Below are 18,396 nucleotides of genomic sequence, written 5' to 3'. Positions count from 1 at the left end.
GTTGGGAGCCGTTATGCGCGGATGTTCCACATGGCGTCCGGCACAACCACCAGCTTGCCGACGAAATCCTTGGCGATGAAGTCGGCCTGCGCCTTGTGGAAATCGGACAGTTTGTAGACACCGCCGACCAGCGGCCGGATTTTCTTCGCTTCGATGTATCCAACGATGCGGCGGAAGTCGGCGCGCGTCCCCTGGCTCGATCCGTGCAGTTGCAGCTGCTTCAGATACATGGTCCGGAGATCGAGCTGCACAACCGGACCGGCAATCGCGCCGGCGGTGGTGTAGCGGCCTTCGGGCCTCAGGATGCGCAGCAGGTCGTTGAAGATCGCGCCGCCGACGAGATCGGCGACCACATCGATCGGCTGGTCGCCAGTGGCTTCATTCACGGCGGCGGGAAGATCGGCAACCCCACGGGTAATGACCGCTTCGGCGCCGATGTCGCGCACCGCCTGCTCCTTGCCCTTGCCGACGACCGCATAGGGAATGGCGCCGCGCGCCCGCGCCAGCTGCACGATGCCGGAACCGACGCCGCCTGAGGCGCCGGTGACCAGCACGCGTTCGCCGGCTTTCAGCCCGGCGCGCTCCAGCATCTGTTCGCCGGTGAGGTAGGCGCAGCAGAAGGTGGCGAGTTCGACGTCGCTCATGTCAGTATCGACGAAATGCGCATTCTCGCCCGGCACCGTCTGGTACTCGGCGTACCCGCCGTCGCGACCGTGGCCCATATAGTCAATGTCGGCGAGGGAATCGTCGTCGCGGTTGTAGATCGAAAAATCGACCATTACCCGTTCGCCGATACGGCCCGGGGAAACGCCTTCGCCGACGGCAGCGATGGTGCCGACCGTGTCGGTGCCCTGGATGCGCGGGAAGGTAAGCGTGTTGCCTTGCCGCCGCCACGTCGACACGGCGGCAGCGTCCTCCTCCGTGCCATAGGCGCCCTGGCGTACCCAGACATCGGTGTTGTTCATACCGCAAGCGCTGACCTTAACCAGCACCTCGCCGGCGGCAGGCACAGGCACTTTCACATCGCTGCGATAGACGAGCTTTTCCGGTCCGCCATGCCCGGTGAGCAGCACGGCGGCCATGGTGGCGGGGAGGGTCTTGGTCATGGCATTCATGGTCGATCTCAGAGATTGGAAAACACGCTGTTGACGGCATCGGCGGTTTTCGAAACGACGATGTCGGCTTCCTCACGCGTCAGGCAGAGCGGCGGCGCGAAGCCTAGTATGTCGCCCTGCGGCATGGCGCGGCCGATGACGCCGCTGGCGGCAAGTGCTGTCGCCACTTGCGGCCCGATCTTGAGCGAGGCGTCGAAGAACACCCGGTCGTCCTTGTCGGCGACAAATTCGACCGCCGCCAGCATGCCATCGCCGCGCACGTCGCCGACGTGTCTGTGCCCGCCGACAGCCTTGGTCAGTTCGGCGCGGAAATAAGCGCCGGTCTCACCGGCGTTCGTCACCAGGTCCAGTTCGTCGATCAGTTCGAGATTGGCGACACCTGCGGCGACGCAGATCGGATGCGCGGCATAGGTCCAGCCATGGCCGAGCGAACCGAGCTTGTCGGAGCCCTGCACCAGCACCTGCCACATCTTGTCGGCAACGATGACGCCCGACAGCGGCGCGTAGGCCGAGGTCAGCCCCTTGGCGATGGTGATTAGGTCTGGCTTGATGCCGTAATGGTCGGAGCCGAACATGGTGCCCAGACGGCCGAAGCCCGTCACCACCTCGTCGGCGACCAGCAGCACGTCATACTTCTTCAGCACCGCCTGGATCTTCTCCCAGTAGCCGGCCGGCGGCGGCACGATGCCGCCAGTACCGAGGATCGGCTCGCCGATGAAGGCGGCGACGGTTTCGGGACCTTCGGCCAGGATCATCTCTTCCAGTCTGTCGGCGCAATGCTGCGAGAACTGCTCCTCGCTCATCGAGCGGTCGGCGCGGCGGAAATAGTAGGGCGCTTCGGTGTGCAGGACCGACGCGCGCGGCAGGTCGAAGGCGTTGTGGAACAGGTCGAGCCCGGTCAGTGATCCCGTCATCACGCCCGAACCGTGATAGCCGCGCCAGCGCGAGATGATCTTCTTCTTCTCCGGCCGCCCAAGCACGTTGTTGTAGTACCAGATCAGCTTGATGTTGGTCTCGTTGGCATCCGAACCCGAGAGGCCGAAATAGACCCTCGACATGCCCTTCGGCGCGCGGTCGATGATCATCTTGGCCAGTGTGATCGAAGCCTCGGTGCCGTGGCCGACATAGGCGTGGTAATAGGCGAGGTTCTTCGCCTGGGTGGCGATGGCATCCGCGATCTTTTGGCGGCCATAGCCGACATTGACGCAATAGAGACCGGCAAAGGCATCGATGCTCTTCTTGCCATTGTTGTCCCAGACGGTGACGCCTTCACCGCCGGCCATGATGCGGGTCGGGCTCTCGCCCCGCGCATGCGTGCCCATATGGGTCGAAGGATGGAAGAAATGGTCGCGATCCCAGGCGTTGAGTTCGTTGGACTGGTCGAGCATTTTTTGACTCCTTGAGAGATGGCCGGACGGACTATGTGACCTCCAGACAGAGGTACTTCAGATCGGTGAAAGCTTCGAGCCCGTGGCGCGAGCCTTCGCGGCCGATGCCGGATTGCTTGACGCCGCCGAAGGGGATCGGCGCTCCGGTGATCTTGACGCGGTTGATGGCGACCATGCCGTAGTCGAGCGCGCGGCCCATACGTTGCTGGCGGGCGCCATTCTCGGTAACGACATAGGCGACGAGGCCATATTCTGTGGCGTTGGCACGGGCGATCACCTCGTCCTCACTGTCGAACGGCGTGACTGCGGCGACCGGCCCAAAGGTCTCCTCGCGCATGATCAGCGCTTCGTCGCTGACATCGGCCAGCAACGTCGGCTGGTAGAACAGCGGCCCGGCCTGATGCCGCTTGCCGCCGGTGAGGCAGCGCGCGCCATGGGCCACGGCATCGGCGACCTGTTCCTCGACCTTGGTCACGGCGCGATCATGCATCAGCGGTCCGATATCGATCTTTTCGACAAGCCCATTGCCGGTCCGCAGCGCCTCGATGCGCTCGGCAAAGGCGGCGCAGAAGCGATCGTAGATCGGGCGCTGGACATAGATGCGGTTGGCGGCAAGGCAGTCCTGGCCTGACGTTGCAAACTTGGCATCGATGGCAATGCTCACTGCGTTGTCGACATCGGCGTCGGCAAAGACGACCAGCGGCGCATGGCCGCCAAGCTCCATCACCAGCCGCTTCATCGTCGGAGCACACTGTGCGGCGATCAACCGGCCGATCTCCGTCGAGCCGGTAAAACTCATGGCGCGGACGCGCGGGTCTTCGCACATGCGCCCGACGATCGTCGCTGCCTTGCCGGTGATGACGTTGAAGACACCGGCGGGCAGGCCGGCGCGCTCGCCGAGTTCAGCCAGCGCCAGCGCCGACAGCGGCGTCTCCGAGGATGGGTGTGCGACGATGGTGCAGCCGGCGGCGAGTGCGGCGGCCGCCTTGCGGGTCAGCATCGCCGCCGGAAAATTCCAGGGCGTGACGACGCCGACAACGCCGAGCGGCTCGCGCCTCACCATCATCTCGGCATTCGGCAGATGGCTGGTGACGCTCTCGGCGTTGAGGCGCTTTGCCTCTTCGGCATACCATTCGACGAAAGAGGCGGCATAGTCGATTTCGCCGAGCGATTCCTGCAGCGGCTTGCCTTGTTCCAAAGTCATCAGCAGGGCAAGGTCGTCTTTCGCCGCGATGATCAGCCCGAACCATTTTCGCAGAATTCTCGACCGCTCCTGCGGCAGCAGTGACCGCCAAGCCGGGAAGGCACGCGCGGCGGCACCGATTGCCCTTGTCGTTTGCTGCGCATCGAGCGCGGCGACAAACGCGACCGTCGCGCCTGTGGCCGGATCGGTGACTTCAAAGCTTTCGGCCGCTTCGCTCGCGGTCCAATGCCCATCGACATAGGCAAGCTCGCGCAGTAGCCGGCGGTCGGAGAGGCGGTCGAGCGCCTCATGGCGATGCGAGCGGGCAAAATGCGCGGACATGGTCGAGGCCTCCCGGTACGGACGATGGGGGAAGACTATCGGCCAGAAGCAGACAGAGAGGCTGTTTGCATGGCTTGAAGGAGAGAGAGTCTCTCTATTGTGTCGTTCCGGCAGATATTCTCTCCGGCTTCACGACGATGCGGGCAGCAGGTCGGCGATGGGGAGAACGATCTCTTCCTTCACCGTCTTGGTGACGATGTAGGTGAAGTAGCGGTCGATGCCGATCTCGCGCTCCAGCAGGCCGTCGACCAGCCGCTGATAGGCGTCGATGTCGCGCGCCATCACCTTCACCACATAGTCGACGCCGCCGCCAACCGACCAGCAGGCGACGATCTCGGGGATGTCGCGGATGACGCGTTCGAAGCGGTCGAAATCGGCCTGGCGATGGCTGGCCAGCGTCACCTCCATCAGCACCGTTGCGACCGGCGCCACGACGCGCATGGCGATCCTTGCGTGATAGCCCGAGACGATGCCGGCCTTCTCCAGCTTGCGCAACCGCATCCAGCACGGCGTCGGCGACAGCCCGACCTGTTCGGCCAGCGCCAGCTTGGTGATGCGCCCGTCGCGCTGGATGGCGTCGAGTATCCTGAGGTCGACCGCGTCGAGTTTTGATGTCATCGGCGTCCGCTTTTTGTCGGCATCACCATGACGGCGCATTATTTCGATTGTCAATTGCACTGATTTCGATCTCTAATAAGTCATGACATTATGGCAACCCGACCCTGCGCTCCTCCGCCGGCCAGCCTATCAATCGCTGGCCGACCAGTTCGCGCGCGCCATTCATGACGGGCGGCTGGCCAATGGCGCGCGGCTTCCAACGCATCGAAGGCTGGCAGACGATTTAAAACTGTCGGTGCAGACGGTCAGCCGCGCCTACGAAGAACTGATCCGGCGCGGCCTGATTTCGGGCGAGATCGGCCGTGGCAGCTTTGTCCAGACGCAGCGCCGCGACCCGGAGCCGCCCTATCTGCCGGAGCGCCTCGGCGAGGTCATCGATCTGTCAATCCTGAAGCCGGTCTGCGAGCCGATGCATTTGGAGCGGCTGAAGCAGGCGCTGGGCTGGCTGGCCGAAAACCTGCCATCCAGTTCGGCGTTGTCGTTCCGGCCCAACATGGTGTTCCCGCGTCACCGCGCGGTGGCTGTCGAATGGCTGAAACTGTGTGGGCTCGACACCTCCGCACAGAATATCAGCCTGACCAATGGCGCGACCGCCGGGATGACCGTGGCGCTGATGAGCGTTGCGCCGCCGGGATCGACTGTCGCCACCGAGGCTATCGGCCACCACACGCTGGTGCCGCTGGCGCGCTATCTCGGCTTCAACCTGGAAGGCCTGCCGATCGACGGCAATGGCCTGATCCCGGAGGCGTTGGACGAGGTCTGCCGGCTCACCGACATTCGCGCGGTATTCGTGCAGCCCTCGGTGATCAACCCGACGGCGACGCTGATGGACGCCAGACGGCGCGAAGAGATCGCCGCGGTCGCGCGCAAGCACGACATCGCCATCATCGAGAACGATGTGCTGGGTCCCTTGGTGGAGGACCGGCCGCCGCCTGTCGCGGCCTTTGCACCGGAGCGCACGCTCTACGTCACGTCCTTCACCAAGATCACCGTACCTGGCCTGCGCATCGGCTATCTCGCGGCGCCCGACCGCTATGTCGCCGCCGTTGCCAACCGGCATCTGGTGTCGAACTGGATGGCGACGCCGCTGGTGGCCGAGATCGCCACCAAATGGGTGACCGACGGCACGGCGATGGAACTCGTTCGCTGGCAGCGCGCGGCATTGCGCCGCCGCCAGGACATCGCAGCCGAGGTGCTGGGCGGGGTTGGTTATCGCGCCAGGCGCGACGGGCTGCATGTCTGGTTGCAACTGCCCGCGGACCGTGCCGAGGAAAGCTTCGTCGCCCAGGCCCGCCTGCAAGGCGTGGCGATCGCGCCCGGCACCTCCTTCCGCATCTCGGATGCGCCCTGGCATCCGGCGGTGCGCATCTCGCTCGGCTCGACCACCGAGGGGGAACTGCGCGCCGGCCTCGGCGTTGTCACCAAGTTGCTGCTTGGCGATCCGGAGCATCTGCTGCTCGCAATCTAAGCGGGAATTGCTCTGGAATCATGCAGCGCCGGAAATATTGTCATGATTTTATTTTCCCAATTGACATGATTTGGCGCGTTCCGCATCGTTAAGGGCACAGGCTTCTCCAGCAGGGGAAATTCATTTGTCCTCACCCATCATCAAGGTCGACGCCATTTCGAAGAGCTTCGGCTCGTTCAAGGTGCTGGACGGCCTGTCGATGCAGGTCATGCCCGGCGAGAAGCTGGCGCTGATCGGCCCGTCCGGCTCGGGCAAGACGACGATCCTGCGCATCCTGATGACGCTGGAGAAGATCGACGGCGGCCATATCCAGATCGATGGCGAGCAGCTCTACCACATGGAGCGCAACGGCCAGCTGCTGCCCGCCGACGAGCGGCATTTGACCAAGATGCGGCAGAAGATCGGCATGGTCTTCCAGCTGTTCAATCTGTTTCCGCACAAATGCGTCATGGATAACGTCACGCTGGCGCCGATGCTGACCAAGGGCACGCCTCGCGCCGCCGCTGAAAAGCGGGCCATGGAACTGCTCGACATGGTCGGCATGGCCGACAAGGCGAAGTCGATGCCGGCGCAATTGTCCGGTGGCCAGAAGCAGCGCGTGGCGATTGCCCGCGCGCTGGCGCTGTCGCCCAAGATCATGCTGTTCGACGAAGTGACCTCGGCGCTCGATCCGGAGCTGGTCGAGGAGGTGATGAACGTCATGCGCAAGCTCGCGGCCGAGACCGACATGACCATGCTGCTGGTCACCCACGAGATGGGCTTTGCCCATGACTTCGCCGACCGCGTGCTGTTTTTCGACCGCGGCAAGATCGTCGAAGAGGGCAAACCCGACGAGATTTTCCGCCATCCCAAGCAGGAGCGCACGCAAGGCTTCCTGAAGAAGATCATCGCGGCCGGACATCGTGTCTGACCGCTTTGCGGGGCGGAAGACCGCCCCAGACAAAACCAAGAAGACAACAAGGAGTTGGGAACAATGAAGAAACTTGGCATTCTGGCCGGCGTCGCCGGTCTCGCACTGACGGCGGTGCTCGCCGCGTCGAGCACCGGTTCGGCCGATGACAGCAAGCTCGAGCAATTGAAGGCGCAGGGCTTTGCCCGCGTCGCGATCGCCAACGAGCCGCCCTATACGGCGGTCGCCGCCGACGGCAAAGTTTCGGGTGCGGCGCCCGACGTGGCGCGCGAGGTCTTCAAGCGTCTCGGTGTTGCCGACATCGTCGCTTCGATCTCCGAATATGGCGCGATGATCCCCGGCCTGCAGGCCGGCCGCTTCGACGTCGTCACCGCCGGCCTGTTCATGAAGCCGGAGCGTTGCGCGGCGGTCGTCTATTCCGAGCCGGTGCTGTGCGACGCCGAGGCGATGCTGGTGAAGAAGGGCAATCCGAAGGGCTTCAAGAGCTACGAGGACGTCGCCAAGGACACGTCAGCCACCATCGGCGCGCCCGGTGGCGGCACCGAGGAGAAGCTGGCGCTCAACGCCGGCGTGCCGCGCGAGCGCGTCATCGTCGTGCCGGACGGCCAGAGCGGCCTGAAGATGCTGCAGGACGGTCGCATCGATGCCTATTCGCTTCCCGTCCTGTCAATCAACGACCTCGTCAAGAAAGCCAACGATCCGAACCTCGAAGTCATCGCCCCGGTGGTCGGCGCGCCGGTCTATTGCGACGGCGCCGCCTTCAAGAAAGGCGATGAGGCCCTGCGCGACGCCTTCGATGTCGAGCTCGCCAAGCTGAAGAAATCCGGCGAGTTTGCCAAGATCATCGAGCCCTACGGCTTCTCGGCCGCAGCCGCGATGTCGACCACGCGGGACAAGCTCTGCGCGGCGAAATAGCGCCGTTTTTGCCTTCTCCCTGTTCACGGGGAGAAGGTGGCCCGAAGGGCCGGATGAGGGGCGGCGCCAGGTTCTGAGAATTTAGCGCTGCCCCTCATCTGCCTGCCCGTCCTCCGCAGCAGCTGCGCTGCAGCTTCGGAGGGTGGACTGGCATCTTCTCTCCGTGAACGGGGAGAAGGAAGCTAACCGCCAACGTTGGAACCCGAATGACCCAGTGGTCCGGCTACCTCGGCCTGATATTGCAGGGAGCGCTTGTCACCATCGAGCTGACGCTGATGGGGTCGGTGCTCGCCCTGATCATGGCCTTCCTCGCCGGCATGGGCCGCGTGTCGCGCTTCTTTGCGCTGCGCTGGCTGGCCACCGCCTATATAGAATTCTTCCGCGGCACCTCGATCTTCGTGCAGCTGTTCTTTGCCTATTTCGTGTTGCCGTTGATCGGCCTCGAACTGACCCCGCTGCAGGCGGGTGTGCTGGCGCTGGGCCTCAATGTCGGCGCCTATGCGGCCGAGGTGGTACGCGGCGCCATCCAGTCGGTCGGCCGCGAACAATATGAAGCCTGCATCGCGCTCAACCTCGGCCGCTGGCAAGGCATGCGCCATGTCATCCTGCCGCAGGCGCTGCTGGTCATGCTGCCGACCTTCGGCAACAATGCCATCGAACTGCTCAAGGCGACCTCCGTGGTGTCGCTGATCTCGCTCGCCGATCTCACCTTTCAGGCGCAGGTCGTGCGCTCGCAGACCGGTAACACGATGGCGCCGTTCACCACCATCCTGATCATCTATTTCGCCCTGGCGCTGATCATCTCCTGGGGCGTGCGTTCTCTGGAACGCCGCATGGCGCGCGGCCTCGACGGGGTGCGCGTCTGATGGCCAATGCCCTTCTGATAAATTGGGCCTCCTGATGGATTGGGACTGGAACTTCGTCTGGGAGATCCTGCCGACGCTGATCCAGGGCGTGAAGATCACCATCCTGGCAACGCTGCTCGGCTCCGTGCTGGCCGCTGTCGTGGGTCTGGGCATCGCGCTGGCGCGACGCTCGCCCAACAAGGTCCTGTCACGCAGCATCGGCTGGGCGGCCGAATTCATCCGCGGCACGCCACTTCTGGTGCAACTTTATTTCATCTTCTATGTCCTGCCGGATTTCGGCATCCTTTTGCCGCCCTTGGTCGCCGGCGTCATCGGGCTCGGCCTGCACTACGGCACCTACACGGCGGAAGTTTATCGCGCCGGCATCGACAACGTGCCGCGCGGCCAGTGGGAGGCGGCCAAGGCCTGCAATCTGAGCGCCACGCAGACCTGGACCAACATCATCATTCCGCAAGCGATCCCACCGATGATCCCGGCTTTGGCCAACTATTTCATCGCCATGTTCAAGGAGACGCCGCTGCTATCGGCGATCACCGTGCTGGAGCTGATGAACCAGGCCAAGAGCGTCGCCAACACCTACTACCGCTACATTGAGCCGATCACGCTGGTCGGCGCTTTCTTCCTCGTCATCAGCCTCTTCTCGGTCGTGCTGCTGCGCTGGCTGGAACATCGCTACGGCAAGATCGAAAGGTAATTCTCAAGATGAAACCGCTGCCCGAAATCAGGCTGATGCCGACAAGGCCGGCGCTCGATGCGCGCCCGCTGGAAAAGCGCGTCGGCCTGATCATCCTTGCCACCGACCACACCAGCGAACCGGATTTCCGCCGCATGGTGGCGAGCGAGCGGGTCGGCGTCTATGTCGCGCGCATTCCCTACAAGAATCCGACGACGCCGGAAAACCTTCGCAAGATGCAGCCCGAGCTGGCGGCGGGTGCGGCGTTGATCCTGCCCGACGAAAACCTCGACGCGATCTGCTACTCCTGCACCTCGGCCTCGGTAGTGATTGGCGACGCTGAAATCGAGGCCGCGATCCAGTCTGCCAAATCAGGGGTTCCCGTGGTCACGCCGCCGATGGCCGGCGTGCGCGGGCTGCAGGCGCTGGGCGCGAAAAAGATCAGCATCCTCACCCCTTACACCGTCGAAACCTCCAGGCCGATGGCGACGTATTTCGGCGAGCGCGACTTTGAGATCGTCAGCTTCACCTGCCTCGGCTTCGAGGACGATCGCGAGATGGCGCGCATTGCGCCGGCAGCGATCGTCGACCTGGCTCGTGAGGCGACGCATGCGCAGGCCGATGCACTGTTCGTGTCCTGCACCGCATTGCGCGGAGCGCTCGCGGTTGCCGGCATTGAACAGGCGATCGACCGCCCGGTCGTCACCAGCAATCAGGCGAGCGCCTGGAATTGTTTGCGGTTGTGTGGCGACGGGACGTCGCATCCCGAATTTGGCCGTCTGATGACGCTGCCTTTGCCGCGCGGTTGACGATCATGACGACAGTCACCCTTAACGATATTCGTGCCGCCCGGGAGCGAATTGCCGGCAAAATCGAACGCACGCCGACAGGGTTATCTCACAGCCTTTCCGAACGACTGGGCATCCCCGTCCACCTCAAGCTTGAACACCGCCAGACCACCGGCAGCTTCAAGCTGCGCGGCGCCTCGAATGCCGTTGCTTCGCTGAGCGCCGAGGAGAAGGCGCGCGGCGTGGTCGCGGCGTCGACCGGCAATCATGGCCGTGCGCTGGCCCATGCCGCGAAGCTCGAAGGCGTGCGTGCGGTGATCTGCATGTCGCGACTGGTGCCGGGCAACAAGCTCGACGAAATCCGTCGGCTTGGCGCGGATGTCCGCATCATCGGCAACAGTCAGGACGAGGCGCAGCAGGAGGTCGAACGGCTGGTGGCGCAGGAGGGACTGGTGATGCTGCCGCCCTTCGACCACCCGGCCATCATCGCTGGGCAGGGCACGCTTGGATTGGAGATGATCGAGCAGGTCCCGGATGCCGCTCTCGTCCTCGTCCAGCTTTCCGGTGGCGGCTTGGCCTCGGGCATCGCCGCAGCTATCAAAGGCACTAGCCACAGGACAAAAGTGATCGGCGTTTCGATGGAACGTGGCGCTGCGATGAAGGCCAGCCTCGACGCCGGCCGGCCGGTCGAGGTTGAAGAACTGCCGACACTGGCGGATTCGCTCGGCGGCGGCATCGGTCTCGACAACCGGCTGACCTTCGCCATGTGCCGCGATCTGCTCGACGACGTCATCCTGCTCACCGAGGACGAGATCGCCGGCGGCATCCGACATGCCTATGAACAAGAGCGCGAGATCGTCGAAGGCGCCGGTGCGGTCGGCATCGCTGCGCTACTCGCCGGCAAGGTCAGGGCGACCGGGCCGGTGGTCGTTCTTCTCTCGGGCCGCAATATCGACATGAACACGCATCGCAAGATCGTCTGCGGTGACGCAATCGCGGAGCGCGCGGCATGAAAACTCTCCCACGCCGAATTCCCGCCCACCCCCCTCTGTCCTGCCGGACATCTCCCCCGCAAGGGGGGAGATCGGCAGCTTCGATGCGGTCGCTGTTCTTGCTGCGCTGGAGATTGGCGAAGGCAGGAGTGCAGTCCAATCTCCCCCCTTGCGGGGGAGATGGCCGGCAGGCCAGAGGGGGGTGTGACGGAACACTATCCTTCGCAGTGCGCGCCTTCGCGGAGCGCGTCGCATGAGCCGGATGACGATCCTCACCGAGAAGGAACTGCGCACAATTGTGACGCTCGATCTCGACGCGGTCGCCTGCGTCGAAAACGCTTTCCGCGCGCTCGCCACATTGCCGGTGGCGATGCCGCTGATTCTGCGGTTGGACATTCACGAGCAGCGCGGCGAGGTGGATGTGAAGTCCGCCTATGTGCCAGGAATAGACGGTTTCGCCGTCAAGATAAGCTCGGGCTTCTTCGACAATCCGAAGCTCGGTCTGCCCAGCGGGGGCGGCATGATGGTGTTGCTCTCGGCAAGAACCGGTGTGGTCGAGGCGCTGCTGCTCGACAATGGCTATCTCACAGATGTCCGCACCGCTGCTGCCGGCGCCGTCGCGGCGAAACATCTGTCGCGGCCCGATTCGTCCGTCGCCGCAATCTTCGGCGCCGGCGTGCAAGCCGGGCTGCAACTCGAAGCGCTCATGTTGGTGCGGCCGATCGCCGAGGCACGTATCTGGGCGCGCGATGCGGTCAAGGCGGAGACGGCCGCAGGCGCGCTGCGCGAAAAACTAGCTATTCTCGTGCGCGCCGAGCCGGATGCAGCCAAAGCAACCATCGGCGCCGACATCATCGTCACCACCACGCCGTCGACCGAGCCGCTGATCAAGGCCGGCTTTGTCGTTGCCGGCCAGCACATCACCGCCATGGGCTCCGACGCCGAGCACAAGAACGAGATCGCGCCGGCGATCCTGCGCATGGCCGATCTCTATGTCGCCGACAGCGCCAAGCAGACACGGCGTCTGGGAGAACTGCATCACGCCATCGCATCGGGCGTGATGGGAGCCGATGCCGAGGTCACCGAACTCGGCCAGATCATCGCCGGCGAACGGCACGGAAGGCGCTCACCCAGCGATATCACCATCGCCGACCTCACCGGCACCGGCGTGCAGGATACGGCGATCGCCACGCTCGCTCGCGACCGGGCGCGGGCGGCCAATGCCGGAACCATTTTTGAAAGCTGATGCTGGCCGCAAGGCCCAACAAACGAGGACCAAGAACAATGCAACCGAACCTGAAATTCTCGCGCGCCGAATTTGCGGATCGCCTCGCCAAGACGCGGAAAGCCATGGAGGGGAAAGGCGTCGATCTGCTTGTCACCAGCGACCCCTCCAACATGGCCTGGCTGACCGGCTACGATGGCTGGTCGTTCTATGTGCACCAAGCAGTGATTGTGCCCCCATCGGGCGAGCCGGTCTGGTACGGCCGCGGCCAGGATGCCAATGGCGCCAAGCGCACCGCCTACCTCGCGCATGACAACATCGTCGGCTATGCCGACCACTACGTGCAGTCGACCGAGCGCCACCCGATGGATTTTTTGGCCAGCGTGCTTAGTGATCGCGGCTGGGGCAAGCTGACCATCGGCGTCGAGATGGACAATTACTGGTTCTCGGCTGCCGCCTTCGCCGCGTTGCAGAAGCACCTGCCCAACGCCCGCTTCGTCGACGCGACAGCGCTGGTCAACTGGCAGCGCGCCGTGAAGAGTTCAACCGAGATCGACTATATGCGCAAGGCGGCTCGGATCGTCGAAGCCATGCACCAGCGCATCGTCGACAAGATCGAAGTAGGCATGCGCAAATGCGATCTGGTCGCCGAGATCTACGATGCCGGCACGCGCGGTGTCGATGGCGTCGGCGGCGACTATCCGGCGATCGTGCCGCTGCTGCCGTCGGGCGCCGACGCCTCGGCGCCGCATCTCACCTGGAACGACCAGCCGATGAAGTCGGGCGAGGGCACCTTCTTCGAGATCGCCGGCTGCTACAACCGCTACCATTGCCCGCTGTCGCGCACCGTCTTTCTCGGCAAGCCGACACAGGAATTCCTCGATGCCGAGAAGGCGACACTGGAAGGCATGGAGGCGGGGCTGGCGGCGGCAAAGCCCGGCAATGCCTGTGAGGACATCGCCAACGCCTTTTTCGCCGTGTTGAAGAAATATGGCATCGTCAAGGACAACCGCACCGGCTATTCCATCGGTCTCTCCTATCCGCCGGATTGGGGCGAACGCACCATGAGCCTGCGCCCCGGCGACCGCACCGAACTCAAGCCTGGCATGACCTTCCATTTCATGACCGGTCTCTGGCTGGAGACCATGGGACTGGAAATCACCGAATCCATCCTGATCACCGAAACCGGTGTAGAGTGCCTCGCCAATGTACCGCGCAAACTGGTGCTGAAGAATTGAGCCCGATGCCTAGCCTCCGCCCTTCCCCGATCGCCCCGACCGTCGATTTCGACAAGGACGGCGTGCAACATGGTTTCCTGCGCCTGCCCTACAGCCGCGACGACTCGGCCTGGGGTTCGGTGACGATCCCGATCTGCGTCATCCGCAACGGCAAGGGGCCGGCCGCGCTGCTCACCGGTGGCAACCATGGCGATGAGTATGAGGGGCCGCTGGCGCTCTACGATCTCGCCCGCACGCTCGATCCCAAACAGGTCAGCGGCACGGTGATCATCGTGCCGGCGATGAACTATCCGGCCTTCCGCGCCGGCACCCGGACGTCGCCGATCGACAAGGGCAACATGAACCGCAGCTTTCCCGGCCGTCCCGACGGCACGGTGACCGAGAAGATCGCCGACTACTTTCAACGCGAACTGCTGCCGCGGGCCGACCTCGTCTTCGATTTCCACTCCGGCGGCAGGACGCTGGATTTCGTGCCCTTCTGTGCCGCCCACACGGTGCCCGACAAGGCGCTGGAGCAGAAAGCCTTCGACGCGGTCGCCGCATTCGCGGCTCCATTCTCGATGCGCATGATCGAGATTGACTCCGTCGGCATGTATGACACGGCGGCCGAGGAAATGGGCAAGGTCTTCGTCAGCACCGAGCTTGGCGGGGGCGGCACCTCGCGTGCCCAGACCGTGCGGATCGCGCGGCGCGGCATCAGCAATGTGCTGCGCCATGCCGGCATTGTTGATGGTGCGGTCGAGAAGGGCAGAACTCAGTGGCTCGACATGCCGTCAGGCGATTGTTTCTCCTTCGCCGAGGACGACGGCATGATCGAGACCATGGTCGATCTCGGCGAGCCTGTGAAAGAAGGCTCGGTGCTGGCGCGCATCCATTCCACCGGCCGCACTGGCATCGCCCCGCAGGAGATCAAGGCAAAAATGTCCGGCATGCTGGCTGCGCGGCATTTCCCCGGCCTGGTCAAAGCCGGTGACTGCGCGGCCGTCCTGGCCGTTTTGGTTTCATCGTGATTTCGCAGAGAACGCCGCGCGAATATCAGTCGGTCTGGATCCAGACCGACTTGGTCTCCAGATACTCGTGCAGATGCTCGATGCCGCCCTCGCGGCCATAGCCGGACATCTTCATGCCGCCGAACGGCACCGCCGGGTCGATGGCATGGTACATGTTGACCCAGACAGAGCCGGTCTTGACGCGGCGCGCAAGCTTGTGGGCGGTGCCCAGATGCGTGGTGAAGATGCCGGCGGCCAGGCCATAGGGCGTCGCATTGGCGCGCGCCACCGCTTCGTCGAGCGTGTCGAAGGGCATCGCCGAAATCACCGGGCCGAAAATCTCCTCGCGCGCGATGGTCATCTGGTCCGACACGGCGCCGAAGACCGTCGGCGCAATGAAGTTGCCGCCATCGTAGAGCTCGCCGGTCAGCCGCGAGCCACCGGCGACCAGTTCGGCGCCTTCGTCGCTGCCGGCCCTGATATAGCCCTCCACCTTGGCTGCCTGCCTGGCATTGATGAGCGGTCCGATTTCCGTCTCGGCCTCGATGCCATGGCCGATCCGCAGTCTGCCGGCGAAATCGGCGAGCCGGCGGACGAACTCGTCATGGATTTCGCGCGCCACGAACAGCCGCGAGCCGGCAATGCAGATCTGGCCCGAATGCACGAACACCGCCATCGCCGCGATCGGAACAGCCTTGTCGATGTCGGCGTCGCGGCAGACGATGATCGGCGACTTGCCGCCGAGCTCCAGTGAAACGCGTTTGAGGTTGGCCACGGCTGCCCGCGCGATGGCCTGGCCGGTCAGCGTCGATCCGGTGAAAACGATCTTGTTGACGTCTGGATGTTCGGCGAGCCGCGCACCGGCTTCGGCCCCGGTGCCGGTGACGACGTTGACGACGCCGTCGGGCACGCCGGCTTCCTGCATCAGTTGCGCGATCAGCAGCGGCGTCAGCGACGCATCCTCGGACGGTTTCAGCACGATGGTGCAGCCTGTCGCCAGCGCCGGCGCGATCTTCCAGATCGAGGCGGCGGTCGGCGCATTCCAGGGAATGATCGCACCAACGACGCCCACCGGCTCGCGCCGGGTGAAGGTGACGATCTCGCCGGGAATCGAATTGTCGATCGCCTCGCCATGCAGCGCCGTCGCCATGCCAGCATAGAAGCGCAGCATGCCGATGACGCGGCGCCGGTTGGCGAGCGTGCGCGTGATCGGCAGCCCCATGTCGAGCGTGTCGGAAACGCTGAGCTCTTCCCAATGCGTCTCGAAGAGATCGGCGATCCTGAGCAGCACGCACTGCCGCTCGTAGGGCGAGAATTTGGACCATGGGCCTTCGAAGGCCGCGCGCGCGGCGGCCACCGCCGAGTCGATATCGGCAGCCCCGCCGCGCGGCACTGTCGCCAGCACCTCGCCTGTTGCCGGATTGAGTGCCTGCATGCCCTGGCCGGACTGCGCCGCGACCCACTTGCCGCCAATGAACATCGGTCGGAATTCGCCATGGTACAACGCCGTGGCCTTCGCCTTCGGGTCGAAGTTCAGCGTCATCTCTTCCTCCTCGCAATTCCTTGGCGACTATTACTCCCGCCGCCGACCTCAAACAAGGAAAGCTAAAGGGCGCTCAGATAACCAGGTTGTGCGGGTGACTTCCGATCACGCAAGCCGCTAGAGGGTGATCCAGAAAGTGGGAAACGGTTTTCGGAAAAGATCATGCTTCGACAAACGGCATCTAGAAAAATCATCCGGCATCTAGAAAAATCGTCGCGAGTTGTCGGAGCGCGTCGCTGAAAGCTCAACGAGGCAAGCCGATCATTGCCCACGGCGACCGCGATGCCGGCATTGCAGACGAGAGCGCAATCAGGCAGTCGCCAGCCGCCACCCAGCGCTCACCCGTGGCCGGATCGATCGTGGCCGTTCCAGCCGGCTTCACCGTGACAGAGGTTTCGCGCGCCGCTTCGCTGCAATCGCTGTTGGATGACTGCACGCGGAAGCAAGATCGGTCGAGCGGCCTCGCGACTTGCAAACATTGACAGATTGAGCCGCAACCGACGGTGCCTGGCATCGATCGAGCACGCCGGTCCGTCACTCCGGAAGGCCGGCCTTTCGGAAGCCATCGACGAAATGGTCGAGCGTGGCCGTGTCGCGGAACGGCTCCGTCTCGACCCAGTGGCGGGTGGTGAAATGTGGGTTCGCGACAAGGAACAGGTCGACCTCGGCGCGCGCCTCATCGATCCGGCCGAGTTGCGCAAGGCTTGCCGCAAGGAAACGGCGCGAGCTTGTCCGATACGTCTCGTCCCGGCGCGTCGTCTCGACCGCGGCTTCATAGTCGCGCGCCGCATATTGCGCCTGGCCGAGCGTCAGGTAGTACCAGCTTGCCGGAAACGGGTTCAGCCGGAACGCCTTGCTGATATAGTCGAGGCCGTCCTCGACGCGCCCGGCCAGGACCGCGATGTCGGACAATGTCGCCCAGGCATCGGCCTCGTTCGGGTCGAGTTCGAACGCCTTGGCAAATCCCACATCCGCCTCGTCGAATCTGCGCTCATAGGCAAGCAGGTTGGCAAGCACCCAGTGGCAGCCGGCATCGTTGGGATCGATCGCCACAGCCTTGCGCGCCAGCTCCAGGGCAAGGCCTCGGGCGGGCTCAATGGGCTCTCCCCAATGCACCCATCCCATCCAGTGGTTCATGGCAAGCCAGCGATAGGCTTCGGCATAGTCCGGATCGAGCGCAAGCGCGCGCGTCAGCAACAGATGCGCTTCGCGCGCCGTCTCCGGCGAGACGTCGATCAGGTTGCGGGCCCGCACGCACAGATCGTAGGCCTCGAGATTTCGGGGCCGATTGCGCGGCAGCGGCGCGCGCAGCCGGCCAAGCAGCGCCTCGACGATCTTGGCCGTCACCTCGTCCTGAACGGCAAAGATATCTTCCAGGCCGCGATCGAAGCGGTCTGCCCATAAATGCTCGCCGCTCAGCGCGTCGACCAGCTGGGCGTTGATGCGCACGCGCCCGGCGGCGCGTCTGGCGCTGCCCTCCAAGAGATAGCGCACGCCAAGTTCTCTGGCGACCTCGCGCACATCCACCGCCTTGCCCTTGTAGGCAAAGGTCGAGTTGCGCGCGATGACGAACAGGCCGCCGATCCTCGACAGGTCGGTGATCAGGTCTTCGGTCAACCCGTCGGCGAAGGCTTCCTGCTCGGGGTCGTTGCTGAAATTGGCAAAGGGCAGCACGGCTATCGACGGTTTGGCGGGCAGCGGCAAAGCCTGTCGCTTCTCGTCGCCGAGCTGTTCGATGGCGCCGGCGAAGCGATAGCCGACGCGCGGAACGGTCGATATCCATTCTCCGCCGTTCGTGGCCGGACCCAGCAGCTTGCGCAATTGCGCAATCTGGACGGTGAGGTTGCCTTCCTCAACGGCGGTGCCTGGCCATGCCGCATCCATCAACTCGGCCTTGGCCACGATCTCGCCGGGCCGGGCGACGAGCGCCGCCAGCAGCTGCAGTCCGCGGTGGCCGGCGGCGACGGGAACTTGGTCCCGAAGGAGCGTTCCCGCACCCGGATCAAGCACGAACGGACCAAAGGCAAAGCGCGATCCCTGCATAACGCGCATCTATAGAGCAATTCCAGGAAAGGTGTGAAGGCGGTTTTCCCACGGGAAAGCGCGGCGGAGCGCTTCACGGACGTATGGCGTCAAAACAAAG

The 18,396-nt window shown here is 64.1% G+C and carries 16 protein-coding genes; 10 read left to right on the top strand and 6 right to left on the bottom strand.

From position 1 onward, the window contains the following. Positions 1 to 11 precede the first annotated feature (11 nt). The 4 genes from NKJ77_RS16240 to NKJ77_RS16225 all read right to left on the bottom strand — a co-directional run bounded on the left by NKJ77_RS16240 (position 12) and on the right by NKJ77_RS16225 (position 4,646). Positions 12 to 1,115 carry an alcohol dehydrogenase family protein gene (locus NKJ77_RS16240; protein ID WP_023732239.1) on the bottom strand — a complete coding sequence of 368 codons (1,104 nt, stop codon included), beginning with the start codon at positions 1,113 to 1,115 and terminating at the stop codon, positions 12 to 14. A gap of 8 nt (positions 1,116 to 1,123) precedes the next feature. After that, positions 1,124 to 2,503 (bottom strand): aspartate aminotransferase family protein, encoded by a 1,380-nt coding sequence (locus NKJ77_RS16235; protein WP_352535453.1) that lies wholly within the window; start codon positions 2,501 to 2,503, stop codon positions 1,124 to 1,126. A gap of 31 nt (positions 2,504 to 2,534) precedes the next feature. Beyond that, complete coding sequence (locus NKJ77_RS16230; RefSeq protein ID WP_352535452.1) at positions 2,535 to 4,028, bottom strand: NAD-dependent succinate-semialdehyde dehydrogenase; 1,494 nt, start codon at positions 4,026 to 4,028, stop codon at positions 2,535 to 2,537. A 129-nt stretch (positions 4,029 to 4,157) separates the two neighbouring features. Continuing rightward, positions 4,158 to 4,646: an Lrp/AsnC family transcriptional regulator gene (locus tag NKJ77_RS16225; RefSeq protein WP_023740582.1), complete on the bottom strand. Its 489-nt coding sequence runs from the start codon at positions 4,644 to 4,646 to the stop codon at positions 4,158 to 4,160. An 82-nt stretch (positions 4,647 to 4,728) separates the two neighbouring features. On the opposite strand from NKJ77_RS16225, the gene ehuR reads away from it, so the two are divergent. The 10 genes from ehuR (at position 4,729) to doeB (ending at position 14,731) form a co-directional block, all read left to right on the top strand. Continuing rightward, on the top strand, positions 4,729 to 6,114 hold the full coding sequence (gene ehuR, locus NKJ77_RS16220) for a MocR-like ectoine utilization transcription factor EhuR (protein ID WP_023830387.1): 1,386 nt from the start codon (positions 4,729 to 4,731) through the stop codon (positions 6,112 to 6,114). A 124-nt stretch (positions 6,115 to 6,238) separates the two neighbouring features. Continuing rightward, entirely contained in the window at positions 6,239 to 7,024 is a 786-nt protein-coding gene (gene ehuA, locus NKJ77_RS16215) for an ectoine/hydroxyectoine ABC transporter ATP-binding protein EhuA (RefSeq protein WP_023682675.1), read from the top strand. A gap of 63 nt (positions 7,025 to 7,087) precedes the next feature. Beyond that, on the top strand, positions 7,088 to 7,939 hold the full coding sequence (gene ehuB / locus NKJ77_RS16210) for an ectoine/hydroxyectoine ABC transporter substrate-binding protein EhuB (RefSeq protein ID WP_023682674.1): 852 nt from the start codon (positions 7,088 to 7,090) through the stop codon (positions 7,937 to 7,939). Positions 7,940 to 8,145: 206 nt separating this feature from the next. Then, a complete protein-coding gene (gene ehuC, locus NKJ77_RS16205; RefSeq protein ID WP_023830386.1) occupies positions 8,146 to 8,805 on the top strand; it encodes an ectoine/hydroxyectoine ABC transporter permease subunit EhuC in 660 nt (219 codons plus the stop codon). Positions 8,806 to 8,839: 34 nt separating this feature from the next. Next, positions 8,840 to 9,499, top strand: coding sequence for an ectoine/hydroxyectoine ABC transporter permease subunit EhuD (gene ehuD / locus NKJ77_RS16200; RefSeq protein ID WP_023692236.1), 660 nt, complete (start codon positions 8,840 to 8,842; stop codon positions 9,497 to 9,499). A gap of 8 nt (positions 9,500 to 9,507) precedes the next feature. Continuing rightward, positions 9,508 to 10,287 (top strand): ectoine utilization protein EutA, encoded by a 780-nt coding sequence (gene eutA, locus NKJ77_RS16195; protein WP_023830385.1) that lies wholly within the window; start codon positions 9,508 to 9,510, stop codon positions 10,285 to 10,287. A gap of 5 nt (positions 10,288 to 10,292) precedes the next feature. Continuing rightward, positions 10,293 to 11,279, top strand: coding sequence for a hydroxyectoine utilization dehydratase EutB (gene eutB, locus NKJ77_RS16190; RefSeq protein WP_023830384.1), 987 nt, complete (start codon positions 10,293 to 10,295; stop codon positions 11,277 to 11,279). Positions 11,280 to 11,511: 232 nt separating this feature from the next. Further along, positions 11,512 to 12,504: a cyclodeaminase gene (locus NKJ77_RS16185; RefSeq protein ID WP_023830383.1), complete on the top strand. Its 993-nt coding sequence runs from the start codon at positions 11,512 to 11,514 to the stop codon at positions 12,502 to 12,504. A 38-nt stretch (positions 12,505 to 12,542) separates the two neighbouring features. Beyond that, positions 12,543 to 13,721: an ectoine hydrolase DoeA gene (gene doeA / locus NKJ77_RS16180; RefSeq protein ID WP_023830382.1), complete on the top strand. Its 1,179-nt coding sequence runs from the start codon at positions 12,543 to 12,545 to the stop codon at positions 13,719 to 13,721. A gap of 5 nt (positions 13,722 to 13,726) precedes the next feature. Further along, the gene (gene doeB / locus NKJ77_RS16175) at positions 13,727 to 14,731 is read left to right on the top strand and encodes a N(2)-acetyl-L-2,4-diaminobutanoate deacetylase DoeB (RefSeq protein WP_023830381.1); all 1,005 of its coding nucleotides are present in this window, start codon (positions 13,727 to 13,729) and stop codon (positions 14,729 to 14,731) included. Positions 14,732 to 14,756: 25 nt separating this feature from the next. Here the strand turns inward: doeB and NKJ77_RS16170 are convergent, their stop codons facing one another. Together NKJ77_RS16170 and NKJ77_RS16165 are read right to left on the bottom strand one after the other, a co-directional pair. Further along, positions 14,757 to 16,253: an aldehyde dehydrogenase family protein gene (locus NKJ77_RS16170; protein ID WP_023830380.1), complete on the bottom strand. Its 1,497-nt coding sequence runs from the start codon at positions 16,251 to 16,253 to the stop codon at positions 14,757 to 14,759. Positions 16,254 to 16,787: 534 nt separating this feature from the next. Further along, positions 16,788 to 18,305: a winged helix-turn-helix domain-containing tetratricopeptide repeat protein gene (locus NKJ77_RS16165; protein ID WP_031194617.1), complete on the bottom strand. Its 1,518-nt coding sequence runs from the start codon at positions 18,303 to 18,305 to the stop codon at positions 16,788 to 16,790. Positions 18,306 to 18,396: the final 91 nt, after the last annotated feature.

Origin of the sequence: Mesorhizobium sp. M0052 (assembly GCF_040323255.1) — a bacterium.
Lineage (GTDB): Bacteria > Pseudomonadota > Alphaproteobacteria > Rhizobiales > Rhizobiaceae > Mesorhizobium.
Note: the sequence above shows the minus strand (reverse complement) of the source record. Positions and strands in the feature narration are given on the sequence as shown.